Annotated in this window: 17 protein-coding genes; 3 read left to right on the forward strand and 14 right to left on the reverse strand. The window is 33.4% G+C overall.

Features of this window, described 5'->3' with window-relative positions; genetic code table 11:
• Nucleotides 1–13: 13 nt before the first annotated feature.
• Entirely contained in the window at nucleotides 14–457 is a 444-nt protein-coding gene (gene msrB / locus OEA66_RS14340; RefSeq protein WP_267282030.1) for a peptide-methionine (R)-S-oxide reductase MsrB, read from the forward strand.
• A gap of 111 nt (nucleotides 458–568) precedes the next feature.
• Entirely contained in the window at nucleotides 569–1,330 is a 762-nt protein-coding gene (locus OEA66_RS14345) for a murein L,D-transpeptidase catalytic domain family protein (RefSeq protein ID WP_267282031.1), read from the forward strand.
• A gap of 184 nt (nucleotides 1,331–1,514) precedes the next feature.
• Here OEA66_RS14345 and fabF read toward each other — a convergent pair whose 3' ends face one another.
• From fabF to OEA66_RS14395, 10 genes are all read right to left on the reverse strand, one after another.
• Nucleotides 1,515–2,756: a beta-ketoacyl-ACP synthase II gene (fabF, locus tag OEA66_RS14350; RefSeq protein WP_267282032.1), complete on the reverse strand. Its 1,242-nt coding sequence runs from the start codon at nucleotides 2,754–2,756 to the stop codon at nucleotides 1,515–1,517.
• Nucleotides 2,757–2,828: 72 nt separating this feature from the next.
• Nucleotides 2,829–3,254, reverse strand: coding sequence for a PaaI family thioesterase (locus tag OEA66_RS14355; RefSeq protein WP_267282033.1), 426 nt, complete (start codon nucleotides 3,252–3,254; stop codon nucleotides 2,829–2,831).
• 5 nt (nucleotides 3,255–3,259) lie between these two features.
• Nucleotides 3,260–3,865, reverse strand: coding sequence for a TetR/AcrR family transcriptional regulator (locus tag OEA66_RS14360; RefSeq protein WP_267282034.1), 606 nt, complete (start codon nucleotides 3,863–3,865; stop codon nucleotides 3,260–3,262).
• 232 nt (nucleotides 3,866–4,097) lie between these two features.
• Nucleotides 4,098–4,517 (reverse strand): OsmC family protein, encoded by a 420-nt coding sequence (locus OEA66_RS14365; RefSeq protein ID WP_267282035.1) that lies wholly within the window; start codon nucleotides 4,515–4,517, stop codon nucleotides 4,098–4,100.
• 87 nt (nucleotides 4,518–4,604) lie between these two features.
• Nucleotides 4,605–5,471, reverse strand: coding sequence for a helix-turn-helix domain-containing protein (locus OEA66_RS14370; RefSeq protein ID WP_267282036.1), 867 nt, complete (start codon nucleotides 5,469–5,471; stop codon nucleotides 4,605–4,607).
• Between the two features lie 116 nt (nucleotides 5,472–5,587).
• Entirely contained in the window at nucleotides 5,588–8,281 is a 2,694-nt protein-coding gene (locus OEA66_RS14375; RefSeq protein ID WP_267282037.1) for a TonB-dependent receptor domain-containing protein, read from the reverse strand.
• A 105-nt stretch (nucleotides 8,282–8,386) separates the two neighbouring features.
• Nucleotides 8,387–8,755: a hypothetical protein gene (locus OEA66_RS14380; RefSeq protein WP_267282038.1), complete on the reverse strand. Its 369-nt coding sequence runs from the start codon at nucleotides 8,753–8,755 to the stop codon at nucleotides 8,387–8,389.
• 22 nt (nucleotides 8,756–8,777) lie between these two features.
• Nucleotides 8,778–9,398: a hypothetical protein gene (locus tag OEA66_RS14385; protein ID WP_267282039.1), complete on the reverse strand. Its 621-nt coding sequence runs from the start codon at nucleotides 9,396–9,398 to the stop codon at nucleotides 8,778–8,780.
• A 79-nt stretch (nucleotides 9,399–9,477) separates the two neighbouring features.
• Nucleotides 9,478–10,164: a response regulator transcription factor gene (locus OEA66_RS14390; protein WP_074230805.1), complete on the reverse strand. Its 687-nt coding sequence runs from the start codon at nucleotides 10,162–10,164 to the stop codon at nucleotides 9,478–9,480.
• 38 nt (nucleotides 10,165–10,202) lie between these two features.
• Complete coding sequence (locus OEA66_RS14395) at nucleotides 10,203–11,750, reverse strand: sensor histidine kinase (protein WP_267282040.1); 1,548 nt, start codon at nucleotides 11,748–11,750, stop codon at nucleotides 10,203–10,205.
• A gap of 179 nt (nucleotides 11,751–11,929) precedes the next feature.
• Here OEA66_RS14395 and OEA66_RS14400 point away from each other — a divergent pair, with 179 nt between their 5' ends.
• Nucleotides 11,930–12,427 carry an SRPBCC family protein gene (locus tag OEA66_RS14400; RefSeq protein ID WP_267282041.1) on the forward strand — a complete coding sequence of 166 codons (498 nt, stop codon included), beginning with the start codon at nucleotides 11,930–11,932 and terminating at the stop codon, nucleotides 12,425–12,427.
• Between the two features lie 83 nt (nucleotides 12,428–12,510).
• Here the strand turns inward: OEA66_RS14400 and OEA66_RS14405 are convergent, their stop codons facing one another.
• From OEA66_RS14405 to OEA66_RS14420, 4 genes are all read right to left on the reverse strand, one after another.
• Nucleotides 12,511–12,852, reverse strand: a complete 342-nt coding sequence (locus OEA66_RS14405) for a hypothetical protein (RefSeq protein ID WP_267282042.1) — start codon at nucleotides 12,850–12,852, stop codon at nucleotides 12,511–12,513.
• Between the two features lie 54 nt (nucleotides 12,853–12,906).
• Nucleotides 12,907–14,952 carry a S9 family peptidase gene (locus OEA66_RS14410; protein ID WP_267282043.1) on the reverse strand — a complete coding sequence of 682 codons (2,046 nt, stop codon included), beginning with the start codon at nucleotides 14,950–14,952 and terminating at the stop codon, nucleotides 12,907–12,909.
• Between the two features lie 91 nt (nucleotides 14,953–15,043).
• A complete protein-coding gene (locus OEA66_RS14415) occupies nucleotides 15,044–15,784 on the reverse strand; it encodes a uroporphyrinogen-III synthase (RefSeq protein WP_267282147.1) in 741 nt (246 codons plus the stop codon).
• Nucleotides 15,785–15,796: 12 nt separating this feature from the next.
• Nucleotides 15,797–16,465: a DUF4271 domain-containing protein gene (locus tag OEA66_RS14420; protein WP_267282044.1), complete on the reverse strand. Its 669-nt coding sequence runs from the start codon at nucleotides 16,463–16,465 to the stop codon at nucleotides 15,797–15,799.
• Between the last annotated feature and the right edge of the window lie 27 nt (nucleotides 16,466–16,492).

Consider the following 16,492-nt stretch of genomic DNA (forward strand, 5'->3'; position numbering starts at 1 on the left):
TTAAAATAATCTTATGCAAAACGAAGCAAAAAACAATCCATATTACTCAAGAACTGAAACTGCGAAATTAAACATTTCCAATGACGAATGGTTCAAAATTTTATCTCCCGATTTATATGCAATTGCGAGGGAAGCGGCCACAGAAAGACCTTTTACGGGAACATACAATGAGTTTGACGAATTAGGAGAATATTACTGTGCGGTTTGTGGAAATCATCTTTTCCGTTCCAATCAAAAATTTACGAGCAGTTGTGGCTGGCCAAGTTTTTTTGAAGCCGATAAAAATGGAGTAGGATATAACCGGGATTCTTCTCACGGAATGGAAAGAATTGAAGTTGTTTGCAAACGTTGTGATTCTCATTTGGGTCATGTTTTTAATGACGGACCGGCTCCGACGGGCACTCGATATTGTATGAATTCTATAAGTTTAGAGTTCGTTCCTGATTCTGAAAAGTAAAAGATATGAGTTAAAGTTTCTTAAATTGCGTTAAACTTTTTCGGATTTAACTGATTGATAATTATGATTTTATAAATTTGTACCCGCAATTTTAATTTAACATAATATTTAATGAAAGGATTTTATAGCTTATTAGGCATTGTGTACATGGTAACAACCTCGTTTTATCTTTCTCCTGAAAAGGTTGAGGTAACAAAGGAAAAATCAAACACAAAAAAAATAGAAACTGCAGTTGAAATTAAATCTGAAAAAAGCACAAATAAAATGAGTTCTTCCGAAGAACTTTACAATTCTATACTATTTGAAAGTGACCACAAGCTAAACTTTGATGTTTTTTCTAAGGCAATTTTAGGTTTTGCTAATCTTAAAAAAGCAGGAAAATTAGACGAAAGTGCACATTTATTAACAATCTGTGATTTCTCAATGTCATCCAATACAAAAAGACTTTGGGTAATCGATATGAATGAGAAAAAAGTACTTTTCAATTCTTTGGTTGCTCACGGAAAGAATACGGGTGAAGAGTTTGCTACAAATTTTTCTAACACAGAAAGTTCACTACAAAGCAGCATGGGTTTTTACATAACAGAGTCTACTTACAATGGTGATAACGGATATTCTTTAAAACTTTTGGGAATGGATAAAGGCTTCAACGATGCTGCTTATAAAAGAGCAGTGGTAATGCATGGAGCAGATTATGTGAGTGAAGAATTTGCTGCAGCTCACAAAAGAATCGGAAGAAGTTGGGGTTGCCCGGCAATTCCGAGATCGTTAACAGAACCGATTATCAATACAATAAAAGGAAAGAATTGTCTCTTTATCTATTATCCAGATGAAAATTATCTTTCATCATCGGAGTGGTTAAGAGAAGCATAAAACAAAAGCAGTCAAATTTTGACTGCTTTTTTATTTAAAGTTAAACATCTTATGTACCACGCCGAATCTAAAGATTTCTAACGAAGAGAATATTATTTTTCTCGTAATTTCAACTCAACTTAGAAGATGTTTGTACAAAATAATCTGCGTTATCCGCCAAATCTGCGAGAGATTATCTTAAAGGTTAAGAAAACTTCTTAAAGACCAAGGTAGCATTATGCCCCCCAAAACCAAATGCGTTGCTTAAAGCAAAATTGATATTTTTCTCTTTTGCTTCTCCGAAAATAATATTCACGTCTTTCGGAATGTTTTCGTCGATATTGTGAAGATTGATTGTGGGTGGAATAATTCCTTTTTCAATAGCTTTAATAGAAAGAATTGCTTCTGCCGCTCCGGCTGCTCCTAATAAATGACCTGTCATCGATTTCGTAGCACTTAAATCCAGGTTTTTACTTCCTTTAAATAATTTGCTGATTCCTTTTAATTCAACCAAGTCTCCAAGTGGAGTAGATGTGGCGTGCGGATTTATATAATCGATGTCTTCTACGTTGGCTCCAGCTTCATTTAATGCCAATTGCATTGCTTTTATAGCTCCAACTCCATCTGGATGAGGTGCAGTCATGTGATATGCATCGGCTGTCATTGCCGCTCCTGCTAATTCTGCATAGATTTTTGCGCCTCTTGCTTTTGCGTGTTCATATTCTTCCAAAACCAAAGCTCCTGCTCCTTCTCCCATTACAAAACCGTCTCGATCTGCATCATAAGGTCGACTTGCCGTCGCAAAATCATCATTTCTTGTAGACATTGCTTTCATTACAGAAAATCCTCCAACAGAAGCCGGAGTAATTGCAGCTTCTGAACCGCCACTAATAATCACTTTTGCTTTTCCTAAACGAATATAATTAAAAGCATCCATCAAAGCGGTATTTCCGGTTGCACAAGCTGAAATAGTTGTGTAATTGATTCCTTGAAGTCCAAACTTCATTGAAATCATTCCTGAAGCCATGTTTGCAATGAATTTAGGAACGAAAAACGGATTAAATCTTGGATTTTCGTCGTTTGCTGCAAAATTCATTACTTCACTTTCGAAAGTCCACATTCCGCCTTGTCCGGTTCCCCAAATTACACCTGTATCAAAAGGATCCATCTTATCAAGCTCCAATCCTGAATCTTGTAAAGCCTCTGCAGATGAATACATCGCATATTGAGAAAACAAATCGCTTCTCTTTATTTCATTGTGATTTAAATAAACTTTAGGATCAAAGTTTTTAACTTCACATGCGAAATTCAGTTTAAATTTTTCGGTATTAAAATGAGTGATTTTATTGGCTCCGCTCACTCCATTGATGCTGTTTTGCCAGAATTCTTCTACATTGTTTCCCAAAGGCGTTACTGCGCCCAATCCTGTAATGACAACTCTTTTCATATATAAATCTTGAATTTATTTACCATTGAATTACAAAAAGTTAGTATAAAATTTTGCAAATAATGATTCATACTAGTTATTAATTTTAAATAAATTTGAGGTTCCTCTTGCAATAAGTCTTGTTTTATCTGCATTCCAGACTTCGCACTGTGCATTCACAAATTGCTTTCCTCTTTTGATGATTTTCGTTTCTGCTACAATATTATCATTTTCTTTTGCAGTTGAAAAATAATCGATGCTATTATTTACGGTTACGATGAAGGTTTTTTCGTTTAAAGAAAACATTGTTGCACCAATAACGTCATCGATAATTGCTGCCGTAACTCCGCCATGAAGATTTCCCATCGGATTCAGCCATTCTTCTCTTACGGTATATTGAAATTCAATTTGGCCTTCTTCTGCAGAAATTACAACTGGATTTAGCCATTTCATAAAAGGAGAAGGCGATTCGGTGAATTCTTTTCCGATAAAAGTTTTAAGTATTTGTAATTTATCCATAATGATTATGAGATACTTTGTTTGATTTCTTTGTTGATAAGTCCGGTAATTCGGTCTAAAGCAAGATTTAAATATTTTTCATCACCCATTGTTTTAGACAATAAAATTCCACCTTCGATAAGGATAATGAAGAGTGATGCATATTGTTCGGAGTTTAGTTCTTTCTTAAATTCGTTATTTTGCTGACCGTATTTGATGATTTCTGAAATCGTTTTTGTCCAGTCTTCAAAAGATAATTTCACTTGATTTTTTAATTCCGGAAATGTATCATCAGATTCTGTTGCAGCATTCATCATGGGACAACCTCCACGTTCAAAAACAAATTGCCAGTTTTTTCTGTAAAAAGAAACAAAAGCATGCAGTTTATCCGACATTGTAGAAAATTCTTCACTGAATGATTTAGACAAATTCTTTTTAAGAATCCCAGAATTGTATTTGTAGACTTCAATGGCAACCTGATCTTTATTTTCAAAATTTCCGTAGATGCTTCCTTTAGTTAAACCTGTAGCTTCGGTAATGTCAGATAAAGACGTAGAAATGTAGCCTTTGGTATTAAACAAAGTTGCTGTTTTCTCGATAATAAATTGTTTTGTCTTTTCTGCTTTTGACATTTTTATCAAATTCTGATACAAAGATAAACAAAATATACCAATCGGTATATTTTGTTTTGGAATTTAATTGATTGAGCTTAAAACAAATCATTTTGAAAAAGTTTTGGCTAAAGCGAATCGAATTTTTATAAAAAAAAACGGGCTAAAGCCCGTTCCTATTGATGAAATTTTAAGAAATTTCATTTATAATAAAGAACTTAACATTCTTTATCAAATAATCTTTAAGTATTTATTAGTTAGCCAAAGTAGCATTCAAAGTAATCTCAAAGTTGAAAGCTGCACTTACAGGGCAACCTTCTTCTGCGATTTTAGCATATTTTTGAAAATCCTCTTCTGAAATTCCCGGAACTTTTGCAGTTAAAGTCAATTCAGATTTTGTAATTTTTCCTACACTTGGGTCTAAAGTGATTACAGATTTTGTAGTCAGTTCTTCCGGTGTAAAACCCGCTTGAGTCAACTCTGCGCTTAGTTTCATTGTAAAACATCCTGCATGAGCTGCAGCTAATAATTCTTCAGGATTTGTTCCTACTCCTTCTTCAAAACGGCTGCTGAAAGAATATTGAGTTTGATTCAATGTTGTACTTTGAGTGGTAATGTGACCTTTTCCTTCTTTTACTGTTCCGTTCCAAACGGCTGTTGCGTTACGTTTCATAATGTTTTGATTTTTTGTTGTTATTATTGTTATTTTGATGAGACAAAGATATATCAGATATTATTCCAAATAAATAGATAAAGAGACTTAAATATTGTACTTTTTTCCCGAACTATAAGTTTTTTTGAAATTTGCAGGTGTGCTTCCAATTTTATTCGTGAAAAGTCTGTTGAAATAAGCCGGATCTTCATAACCCAAATCGTAGGCAATTTCTTTTACAGACTTATCTGTGTAAAATAAAAGTCTTTTGGCTTCCAATAAAATTCTGTTGATAATGAATTGATTCGGAGATTCAAGATTTAAATGTTTGAATTTATGGGTTAAAGTTTTCGGGGAGAGATGAAGAAAATCTGCGTAATCAGCGACATTATGTTTTTCTCTGAAATGAATTTCCAAATGTCTGCTGAAATCTCTGAAAATATCCAGCTCATTGCTCAGAATTTTTATTTCATCATTATCCAGATTTTGTTTTTTCCACTTTCTGGTTGCTCGAATGATGATTTGTTTTACATAGGTTCTAATCATTTCTTCAGCTGAAGAATCTTTAAATTCAAGCTCATCCTGTATACTTTGATATAGTTTTTTAATGATAGCATTTTCATTTTCATCAAGTTCTACAAAAGGAATCTCAAAAACATTATGGAAAAGCAATCCGTCACATGCAACTTCTTTATCATGAATCTGAATGCAGTAAAAATCACGGTTATAATACAGTAGAATACCTTCTTCTATTCCTTTTTCAACTTTTAAATGCTGATTTGTCAGGAAGAATAAAGTGGGTTTGGTTGTTTTAAAATGATTGAAATCTACAAAAAGTTCATAACCAGCGGGAATGAAAAATACCTTGATGTCATAGCGAAATTTATTTCCGTTAATTGTTTCCAGATTGTGTTCTGAAAACTTTTCTAAACCCAATTTCTTATAATTATCTTCGAAAATAAGCGGTTGTGACATTCATTTACTTTAAATTTAAAGATACAAAAAAGCATGATTTCATAATCATTAAATTATTGAAACCATGCTTAATTTTTAATTTGAATGATGCTCGTTACTTATTCAAACTCTCAAATCTAGAATGTTACATCCAAACCAACATAGAAATTAGCTTTCATAATCGGAGCATACACCATTCCGCCATCAAAGTAATTCCCAAAAGGATTTCTAAAATCCATAATTGCATTTTTTTGATAATAAGAAGTCAGGTTTTCTCCACCTAAATAAGCTCTCAGTTTTTTATTGAAATTTCTTGAAATCTGCGCATTCAAAACTGCATAAGATTCAGAATACATTGGCAACTGAAATTCTGCAGGATTTGTTGAGGTGTTTGGAAGTCTTTGTTTCCCAACTACATTCATTGTTGTATCAAAACTCCAAAATCCACCATGATTATTTTTGTTGGTTGAGTAAGCCAGATTCACAAAACCTCTGTGTTTCGCCATAAATGGAACTTCTCTTCTTCCATCCAAATAATCAGCCTGAACATCATAATATTTGTAAGCCAATCTCACATCAAAATTTTTGAAAGGCGTAAAGTCAAACTGAGTCTGGAAAGAGTTTGCGAAAGATTTTCCATCTAAATTATAGAAAGTTAACTGTTGAGGTGAACGATCTAGGTCTACCAAAACCTGATCCTGGAAATCAGTTCTGAAAAAATCTGCCATTATTGTAGATTTTCTTCCGAAAAGTTTGAATTCCTGCTGTAAACTTGCACCATAGTTCCACGCAATTTCCGGTTTTAAACCATAAATATCTCCGCCATTTTGTAAAATCTGAAGATTTCTGTTCGAGGCAAAATATTGCTGACTTTCCGCAAAAACATTCGCTGTTCTAAAGCCTCTCCCCGCAGAAAGTCTCAAAATTGTTTGTGGTGCAAAATCATATTTGAAATTCAATCTTGGTGTAAACTGAGTTCCTGCCAAATTATGAAAATCAGCTCTCGCTCCTGCAACCAAAGTGTATTTTAAGCCCGTTAAAGTATATTCAGCAAAAATTCCGGGAACAATTTCATTTCTCTTAAAATTGTTGGTTAAATACGTTTCATCATAGCCGTCATACATGAAACTTGCTCCGGCTTTGTATTTATGATTGGTATTTCCTAAAATGCTCTCAAAAACTAAGTTAGAGTAATAGGTTTGTTGCTTTCCAGAATAATTTCTCAATCCAAAAAAACTATCCTGTTGATGAAAAGTGTACTGATTCATCCATCCTAAACTCTGATATGGTTTTCCTGCAAAAACATAACCTGTTTTATTCCAAACCTGAAATCTTGAAATATCGATTCCTACCCCGTAAAGTGGTTGTTTGTCCTGAGAAATTTTCTTGTCGAAACCGATTTGTCCGGCTGTTCTTTCGTCTTTAATGAAATTAATTCCGAAATGTGAACCAAATCCTGATTTTTCTAAATCATTAAAATTCAATAAGTAAGCTGCATTTAGCTGAGTTCCTTTCGGACGGTCTAGAAAACTGTCATCGTTCATATCGGTGTCGCCAAAAGTTCCGTTTCCATGAAGCAGAAATGTTTGTGACCACTTCTCGTTGATTGGCGAAACGCTTGTAATATTGGCTTCTGCTCTTCCATTAAAATCGGCGAAAAGATTTAAAGAAGTTTCCGGTTTTTCCGCATTTTTCAGAAATTCAGTGTTGATTTGTCCGGTAATACTTTCGTAGCCGTTTGTTACCGTACTTCCACCTTTTGTAAGCTGAATACTCTCAATCCACCTTCCGGGAATAAAATTTAGACCATATGCAGAAGCTAAACCCCTGATTTCTGGTAAAAGTTCTCTTGTTAAACTTGTGTATTTTTGGTCTAAACCGAGCATTTTAAGCTGTTTTGTTCCCGTAACTGCATTGCTGAAAGAAACATCAACCGTTGCGTTGGTTTCAAAACTTTCAGATAGATTACAACAAGCTGCTTTTAGTAACTCTTTTTTATCAATATTAAAAACCAATCCAGCTTCTTTTTTATTGATTGAAGTCGCCGCTTTTGAGCCTAAAATATTGACTTGCTCAATGTTTTTTTCTGAATTTCCGTGCTGTGAGTGATCTTCTGCATCTTTTTTACCATCATCGTGGTTATCGTGCTTTGACTCTTCTTCAAAATGAACTTTCGGATTTTTTTCTCCAAATGGGATTTCTCTGTCATACAAACAACAGTCGGGAAGATTTTTGTAGACTGCATTGGTTGACTTGAATTTTTCGTTATCGTGACCAACATCTGCAATTTTCTTTAAAATTTTATCTGATGAAGTTTTTACAGGATCAAATTTTAATGTTACTGTTTGTTTTTCCGCATCCCATTCTGCGAAATCTGCTCCAGAATCTTTTGCAGCCTTTTCAATACGAGCTTTACAAGAACCGCAGTTTCCTTTTACATAAAATTCATTCTCGTTTTTTGAATGATTATCATGTTTTTCAGTTGCAATTATTGGTTGTAAATCTCTTTCGTAATGACAACATCCTGGAAGTTTTTCGTAAGTTTCGGCAGATGCTTTGAATTTTTCATTATCATGACCGGCTTCAGCAACTTTTTTTAGGATGTTTTTGGGAGAGATATTTCCTTCAGTTTCTAAAGTTAGCGTTTGAGAATCGATGGAGTATCTTGCTGATTTCGCTCCAGCTTTTATTGCGGTAGTTTCAATTCTTTCTTTGCACATCTCACAGTTTCCTTTTACCTGAAACAGATTTTTAGAAAGATTTTGTGCCGATATAAATGTTGATAATAAGAATAATGTTCCAAGAATTAACTTGGTAATATATAATTTCATTTGTTTAAAATTTAGATTAATTGAATTAATGTAACAGTTTAACAATGTAATAGTGTAGCCAATCTATTGATAGATTGGTAAACTGGTACATCGTTACATTTTTAATCAACCTAATTTTGGCGGTTGCCAAATCTCTTTTAAACCGTTTGAAATGTAAGGGTTAGAATATTGTACCTGAATTTTAGAAAAAGTTTTAAAGGTGGAAAATTCCCAAAAAGTGTTTTTGGCAAAATTGTTTTCAATAAAACTAAAACACACTGCACAAGTAGAGCAGCAGTCATCAGTACAAGATTTATGGTCTTGTTTGCTGTTTTTAGAATCGTGATGATTGTTTTGATTTTTATCGCAACAAGATTTTGTTTTCGATTCTGTTTTACAGCAGTTTTCATGTGAAACCTGAGCATAAAAATTATCTTTAGGAATCAGAAAAATTCCCAAGCAAAAGATAATTAATAAAAGCTGTATTGGTTTCACAGTGCAAATTTAAGAAAAATATTTAAAGTGCAGCGCCAACTTGTTTTGCACAATCATGCCATGGTTCTCCATGAGCAGGATTAAGTTTTGGTTTCGGACCTGTATTGGCAACTGCAGGTTGAGAAGCAGGAACTGGTTGTGGAGCTTGTACAGGCATATTTTGAGCTGCAGGAGGAGCTCCAGGTTTGCTATTTAAAGGTTGCCCTACAGCAATATCACATCTGTGACCAGGTTCCCCGTGTGGTGGATTCATTCCGGGAGCAGTTTTTACCGGAGTTGCATTCCCTTTATTCATCGAGTTTGGATCGATTTGAACCGTATTATTTCCGTTAACCTGAATGTTTTGAGTCGCTGGTTGTGCTGCAGGAGCAGAACCATTTAAAGGTTGTCCGACAGGAATTTCACATTTATGACCAGGTTGTCCATGTGGAGGGTTCATTCCAGGAGCGGTAACCATCGTAGAGCCATTTTGAACATTTGAAGTTTGAATTCCCGCTTGATCGATCAATGATGGCTTTGGAGAGTTCATTGCAACGTTCGGTTGAGTTCCGCTTTCGTCTTTTAAATATGTTGGTTTTTCGTCTTTTTTACATGAAACAGCAACTAATGAAGTCGCTAAAAGGCCAAAAAGTAAATTTTTCATAATAAATTTCTTCATAAAAAACAAAATTAGCAAAACATTTTGGATTGTTTTGCTAATTTAAATTTATTTTAACGTTCGTTTAGTTCTTAACCAACAGTCTGAAACCTTCTCCGTGAACGTTGATGATTTCTAAACCTTCGTCGTCTTTCAAAAGTTTACGAAGTTTAGCAATATAAACGTCCATACTTCTTGCTGTAAAATAGTTTTCTTTTTTCCAGATTTTTCTTAATGCTAAATCTCTCGGCATGAAGTCGTTTCTGTGAAGGCATAGTAATTTTAAAAGCTCGTTTTCTTTTGGCGAAAGTTTATATTCATTATCACCAACTCTCAATTGTCTCAACATGGAATCGAAGAAAATATTGCTGATTTTGAACTGCTCTTGCTCTTCATTTTCCAACGTAGAACTTCTCTGAAGAATTGCCTTTATTTTATATAAAAGAAGCTCAGTATCAAATGGTTTTGTGATGTAATCATCTGCTCCCAATTGGTAACCTTTTAGAATGTCTTCTCTCATATTTCTTGCTGTCAAGAAAATGATGGGTGTGTTTTTGTCGATTTTTTTCACGTCTTCTGCTAAAGAAAATCCGTCTTTTTTCGGCATCATTACATCGAAGATACAAATGTCGAATTCGCTTTCTGTAAATTCTTTTAAACCTTGCTCTCCATCTACAGCAAGTGTAACCTCAAAGTTGTTTATGGTAAGATAATCTTTTAGTACTGCGCCGAAACTCTGGTCGTCTTCTACTAATAATATTCTGTTGCTCATATGTTTTTATATTTTATTATTTGTTTAAAAATTATTAATTATGCCATTGGAAGTTTGATGATGAATTTACTTCCCTGATCTTTTTCTGAATCTACAATGATTTGTCCTTTATGAAGTTCTACGATTTTTTTTACGTAAGAAAGTCCCAAACCTTGCCCTTTTACATTGTGAATATTTCCGGTTTCTTCGCGGAAGAATTTCTCAAAAATCTTGGTTTTATTGTGAGTTTCCATTCCCATTCCTTTGTCTGAAATTTCCAAAACGTACCAATTTCCTTCATTATGGGTTTTTATACTTATTTCAGGTGCTTCCGGAGAGTATTTATTGGCGTTATCCAAAAGATTCACCAACATATTTGAAATGTGGAATTCGTCAATTTTAAAATTATATTTATCTGCATTAAATTCCTGAATCAATGTTCCGTTTCGTTGTTGAATAATCAAGTTGAATGATTCTGTTGTTCTCTTTATTAATTCTCTTACGTTCGTTTCTTTTAAGAATAATTCAACCTCGTTTCGTTCGAGTTTAGACATATTCAGAACATTTTCAACCTGCTTTTTCATCCTCAGATTTTCTTGTTTGATAAGGTTTGAGTAATATTTGACTTTATCCGGATTAGTTGCAATTTTATCATTTGCCAAAGAATCTGTTGCCACTGAAATTGTAGCCAAAGGCGTTTTAAATTCGTGTGACATATTGTTGATGAAATCAGTTTTTACTTCTGCGAGTTTTTTCTGCCTCATCATATAATTAATGGAAATGATATAAATTCCCAAAATCGTCAACAATGAAAGGAAAGTTCCCAAAAGCATCGGCCAATTGTTCATCGCCAAAGAATATTCTTTTTTAGGAAAAACAAGTGCTAAAGTGTAAAGAGTACGATCTTTATTATCCGTAAATAATGGGTAAGAATAAGAATTAGTATCTTTTTTCTCTTTAAAAACTTTATTAACGATATTGGTCAGTTTATTATTTTTATCTGAAATGCCGTAGCCAAAATCGGAGGTGATGCCTTTCATTCTTAATTCTTTGGTAATGACAGAATCTAAAACTGTAGGATCAACTCTTTTATTAATGGGTAAATTATTGCCGTAGACTTCAACAAATTCTTTTAAACTATAATCCCCATTTCTAATATCTTGATTTAGCTCCGAAGTAAGTATTTCTCGTTTGGTCGTGTCCTTTTTTACTTTGTAGGCTGCATCATCGGTGTACATCGTAGTAAGTCTGAGAGAATCACCTTGTCTGGAAATTGGCAATTTTATGGTTTCTGTGAGATTTCGGTAATATACAATCGATTTTTGAGTTCCGGAGTCTTGAGTCTGCTGGATCGTTGTAAGAGATGGTTTGTCTTTATTTGCTTTTACGTCATCTCGAAAATTTGGATAATTTTCATTGAAAAGTTTTTCAACCTCAAGTTCAGCAATGTTTTTTGAAGTATTTTCTAAAGCGGAATAGACTTTGTTGGAGAATTCCTGTTCCAAAGCTACATAATAACCTTTAAGCCAATAAAACTGCAGCGTGACAAATACGATAAGAGATATTGTCATGAAAACCGAGATTATCGGGATGAATTTGTTATTCATTGCATATGGTGATTAAAATTGTGAGTGTTAAAATTAAACATTTTAAGATTTGGTAAACAAAAAATGCGCCAGAATATTGTGTATTTTTTCTTAAAACGATGCTTTTTAACATTTTATTATAAATTGATAGCGTATTTCTTAATGAAACTTGTGATATTTATTAACCAAAAACTATAATTATGAACTCAGAAATTATTTTTAATCAGGATTTTGCTTCTAAAAGTATTTATGTAATGAAAGTTTACAATGCAGATGTTTTAAAAGTTTGGGAATATTTTACAAAACCCGAGCTGCTCGATTTGTGGTGGGCGCCAAAACCCTGGAAATGTGAAACTGAAAATTTAAATTTTGAAGAAGGTGGAGTTTGGCTCTATTCAATGAACGGACCTGCAGGTGAAAAAATATTTTCAATGGTAAAGTACGGAGAAATTAATGAGCATAGAAGTTTTGACGGAATTGATGCATTTTGCGACGAAAACGGAAATGTAGATAAAAATTTTCCACAAACTCAATGGCTGATTGGTTTTACCGGTGTGGAAGAGGGGACGAAGGTTTCTGTGAATATGCATTTTCAATCAGAAGATGATATGAAAAAACAACTGAAAATGGGTTTTGAAGAAGGTTTTAAAATGGGTTTAAATCAGCTTGAAGAAATTTTTGATAATTTTAAAATTTGAGAATGTATTATTTGAAAATTATACTTATAAATAAAAATGGAAAGTAAAAATTACTCTCCATTTTTTTATAATTCATGAATTTTTCAAATTAATTCTTCTTCCTGAAAATAATGAATGATCGCTTTCTTCATCAAAAGCTGCTGTTCATTCGGTTTCAACTCCGGAAGTTTTTCCAACTCGTCAAAGTGCGGATATCCATCTTTGTCGTAATGGGTAAATTTAAAATAACCGAAAGGTTCAAGTAATCTGCAAACTGCGATGTGAAGGATATTCAGTTTGTCATCTTTCGTATATTTTTGTTGTCCGCTTCCCAATTCCTGTACACCTATTAAAAATAAAATGGTATCAATCTGCGGATGTTTTTCTGTGTCAAAATTGGTTTCAAAAAATTCTTCAACCTTTGCCCATAATTCTGCTTCTGTCATATTTTAAGAATGTGTTTTATTGTGGTTAAATCAAAGTTTTATGTTGATTTTAAATTAAATTTTATTTTCAAGTTTCATCAAAAACGCATATTCCAGTGCATCTTCTTTTAAAGATTCAAATCTTCCGCTTGCTCCACCGTGTCCGGAGCTCATATCTGTTTTGAAAATTAAAATATTGTTATCTGTTTTCAGTTCTCTCAATTTTGCGGTCCATTTTGCGGGTTCCCAATATTGTACCTGAGAATCATGAAAACCGGTTGTAATCAATAAATGCGGATAATTTTTCGCTTCGACATTATCGTATGGCGAATATTCTTTCATATAATGATAATATTCTTCGTCGTTCGGATTTCCCCATTCGTCATATTCTCCTGTCGTTAAAGGGATTGTTTCGTCTAGCATCGTAGAAACCACATCCACAAAAGGAACTTGCGCTACAATTCCGTTGAATAAAGCGGGTTCGTAATTCATCACAGCTCCAACCAAAAGTCCGCCTGCGCTTCCTCCCATTGCGTATAAATGTTTTGAAGAAGTATAATTTTCTTTTACTAAATATTTTCCGGCATCAATGAAATCGAAGAAAGTATTTTTCTTAAACAGCATTTTACCGTCTTCATACCATTCTCTCCCTAAATATTCTCCACCACGAATATGAGCGATTGCATAAATAAATCCTCGGTCTAAAATTGATAATCTTACATTAGAAAAACTCGCATCAACGGTGTGACCATAACTTCCATAACCATATAGAAGAACCGGAGTTTCTGCTGTTTTCTTTGTATCTTTATGATAAACCAGAGAAATTGGAATTTTTACTTCTCCGTCTCTTGAGTCTGCCCAGATTCTTTCAGAAATATAATTTTCAGGATTAAATTTTCCACCCAAAACTTCCTGTTGCTTTAAAAGTTTAGTGGTTTTATCTTTTAAATTGTATTCGTAAGTAGAACTTGGCTGAGTTAAAGAAGTGTAACCGTAACGCAAAACTTCAGTGTCAAATTCTAAATTAGTTCCGATATAAGCAGTGTAAGTAGGGTCTGAAAATGGTAAATAATATGATTCCTGAGTTTTTTCGTCGATGATTTTTATTTGAAGCAAACCTTCTTCTCTTTCTTCAAGAATCAGATAATTTTTGAAAATTTCAAAACCTTCCAACAAAACTTCTTCTCTGTGCGGAATGACATCCACCCAGTTTTCCATTCCGCAATTGTCAATTTTTGTTTTTACAATTTTAAAATTGGTTGCGTCATCTGCATTGGTAATGATATAAAATTCATCTTCATAATGTTCCACAGAATATTCCAGATCGTCGATTCTTGGCTGAATCACTTTCCAATCAGCAAAAACATTGTCTGAAGGGATAAAATGATGTTCATCTGAAATCGTACTAGAACTCGCCATGAAAATGTATTCCATAGATTTGGTCTTGAAAACATTCACATCAAAAGTTTCGTCTTCTTCATGAAAAATTAGAACATCTTCTGAAGTATCTGTTCCCAGTTTGTGTCTGTAAACTTTGTAAGCTCTTAAGCTTTCATCTTTTCGGATATAGAAAACATGCTCATTATCATTTGCCCAAACTGCTTTTCCGGTTGTATTTTCAATTTTATCTGAATGAATTTCTCCTGTTTTTAAATTTTTAAAATTTAAAGTATAAATTCTTCTTCCGACATTGTCTGAAGAAAATGAAGCCAATTCATTATTTGGGCTTACCGCAACATTTGCAACTTCGAAAAATTCTTCTCCTTCTGCAAGAATATTCACGTCGAGAACGATTTCTTCTTCATTTTCTAGCGTTTTATATTTTCTGCAAAAAATTGGATATTCTTTTCCTTCTTCATAACGCACGATGTACCAGTATTCATTGAAAAAATAAGGCAAAGATTCATCATCTTTTTTATATCGGGCTTTCATTTCTTCGTAAAGCTGTTCCTGAAATTGCTCCGTATCTTTCATGATTTCATCTGCATAAGTATTTTCTTCTTCAAGATATTTGATGACATCGGGATTTTCTCTTTCATTCATCCAGAAATAATGGTCTGTTCTTCTGTCACCGTGAATTTCAAGTAGTTTTTCTATTTTTTTTGCCTTAGGAGCTTCCATCTAATGTTAATTCTTTTTCAAATTTAATTAAAAAAAAACCATCTTTCCTGTTTCCCGGAAAGACGGCTGATTTTATAGATATTATTAAAGTCTATTTGTGAAGCGCTTTAATGAATTTTTCCAATGCCATTGTCATTGAAGGTGTTTCTTTTGTTGGAGCCATTAGATCTACTTTTAATCCGGCTTCTTCTGCTGCAGCTGAAGTTGTAGGTCCGAAAACCCCGATTTTTGTTTCTTCTTGTTTGAAATCCGGAAAGTTTTGCTGTAGAGATTTAATTCCTTGTGGGCTGAAGAAAATCAACATATCGTAATCTGCGATGTTGATATCTGTCAGATCACTACAAACCGTTCTGTACATAATTGCTCTCGTCCATTCTACATTAGAAGCCCCCATTGTTTTTACAATATCTGGGCTTAAAACATCTGAAGATGGCAATAAATATTTTTCAGATGGGAACTTTTTGAAAAGAGGTGAAAGATCTGCAAAGTTTTTTTCACCAAAACTGATTTTCCTTTTTCTATATACAATGTGCTTCTGAAGGTAGTTTGCAATCGCTTCAGACTGACAAATGTATCTCATCGTGTCTGGAACGGTAAATCTCATTTCTTCGGCAAGTCTGAAATAGTGGTCTATAGCATTTTTACTGGTAAAAATAATACCTGTGTACTGCGTAAGATCTATTTTCTGTGTCCTAAGTTCTTTGTTGTCTACTCCTTCGACGTGGATAAAGGGACGGAAGTCAATTTTTATTTTTTCCTTCTTCGCTATTTCCAAATATGGAGAAGACTCACTAGGTGCTGGTTGAGAAACCAATATTGACTTTATTCTCATCATGTACTTTTATTAAATAAATAATAACTTCCAAAGCATCAACAGCGGTGCAATTTGGAGGGTGCAAATATACAAAAATTTATAATACCATTTTTGTGGTAATATGTTGTTTCTGTGAAACAAATAGAAAAACACCTTGAAAATGAATACAAAACAAAAAAAACTTAAATAATAAATAAATGCGCTATTTCTGTCTATCGGGAAATAGTAATGTGTTACACACAGAATTATTAGCAAAATGGAAAAGATAAAGTGAAATTTTGTGGAGGTAAAATAAAAAATAGTCCATTTTTTTCCGTCACCAATAGATTGATAAAATAAAAATCCTAATGCCGTTCTGATAAAGTAAAATAGTGAAATAACGATTAAAGTATACCCAATTTTATTCAGTTGATATCCGAAAGGTTGAAAATCTGCAACGTATTTCGGTAAAATCGGAACATATTGCGAAACAAGAATACTTAAACTCAAAGTTGTTACCACCGAAGTAATAATCCAACTCGGAAGGTTATTGCTTGCATCATAATATTTCTGAAGAAGAAAATCTTTAAGGTTGGCTTCGCGTTCCACAATATTCATCATGAAAATGTATAAAAAAAGACAACCAATAAGAATAAAAACCACCCAATCATTATTTTCGGGTATTCTTACTTCGTTTCTGAAAGTTTGTAATAATGGCAAAGGAAATTTTTTGCAAAATTATAGATT

It is taken from the genome of Chryseobacterium luquanense (assembly GCF_026460945.1).
Classification (GTDB): Bacteria; Bacteroidota; Bacteroidia; order Flavobacteriales; family Weeksellaceae; genus Chryseobacterium; species Chryseobacterium luquanense.

Excerpts from the sequence above, each read along its gene's own strand:
- msrB (WP_267282030.1), top strand. The coding sequence starts at position 14 with ATGCAAAACGAAGCAAAAAACAATCCATATTACTCAAGAACTGAAACT.
- OEA66_RS14345 (WP_267282031.1), top strand. The coding sequence starts at position 569 with ATGAAAGGATTTTATAGCTTATTAGGCATTGTGTACATGGTAACAACC.
- fabF (WP_267282032.1), bottom strand. The coding sequence starts at position 2,756 with ATGAAAAGAGTTGTCATTACAGGATTGGGCGCAGTAACGCCTTTGGGA.
- OEA66_RS14355 (WP_267282033.1), bottom strand. The coding sequence starts at position 3,254 with ATGGATAAATTACAAATACTTAAAACTTTTATCGGAAAAGAATTCACC.
- OEA66_RS14360 (WP_267282034.1), bottom strand. The coding sequence starts at position 3,865 with ATGTCAAAAGCAGAAAAGACAAAACAATTTATTATCGAGAAAACAGCA.
- OEA66_RS14365 (WP_267282035.1), bottom strand. The coding sequence starts at position 4,517 with ATGAAACGTAACGCAACAGCCGTTTGGAACGGAACAGTAAAAGAAGGA.
- OEA66_RS14370 (WP_267282036.1), bottom strand. The coding sequence starts at position 5,471 with ATGTCACAACCGCTTATTTTCGAAGATAATTATAAGAAATTGGGTTTA.
- OEA66_RS14375 (WP_267282037.1), bottom strand. The coding sequence starts at position 8,281 with ATGAAATTATATATTACCAAGTTAATTCTTGGAACATTATTCTTATTA.
- OEA66_RS14385 (WP_267282039.1), bottom strand. The coding sequence starts at position 9,398 with ATGAAAAATTTACTTTTTGGCCTTTTAGCGACTTCATTAGTTGCTGTT.
- OEA66_RS14390 (WP_074230805.1), bottom strand. The coding sequence starts at position 10,164 with ATGAGCAACAGAATATTATTAGTAGAAGACGACCAGAGTTTCGGCGCA.
- OEA66_RS14395 (WP_267282040.1), bottom strand. The coding sequence starts at position 11,750 with ATGAATAACAAATTCATCCCGATAATCTCGGTTTTCATGACAATATCT.
- OEA66_RS14400 (WP_267282041.1), top strand. The coding sequence starts at position 11,930 with ATGAACTCAGAAATTATTTTTAATCAGGATTTTGCTTCTAAAAGTATT.
- OEA66_RS14405 (WP_267282042.1), bottom strand. The coding sequence starts at position 12,852 with ATGACAGAAGCAGAATTATGGGCAAAGGTTGAAGAATTTTTTGAAACC.
- OEA66_RS14410 (WP_267282043.1), bottom strand. The coding sequence starts at position 14,952 with ATGGAAGCTCCTAAGGCAAAAAAAATAGAAAAACTACTTGAAATTCAC.
- OEA66_RS14415 (WP_267282147.1), bottom strand. The coding sequence starts at position 15,784 with ATGAGAATAAAGTCAATATTGGTTTCTCAACCAGCACCTAGTGAGTCT.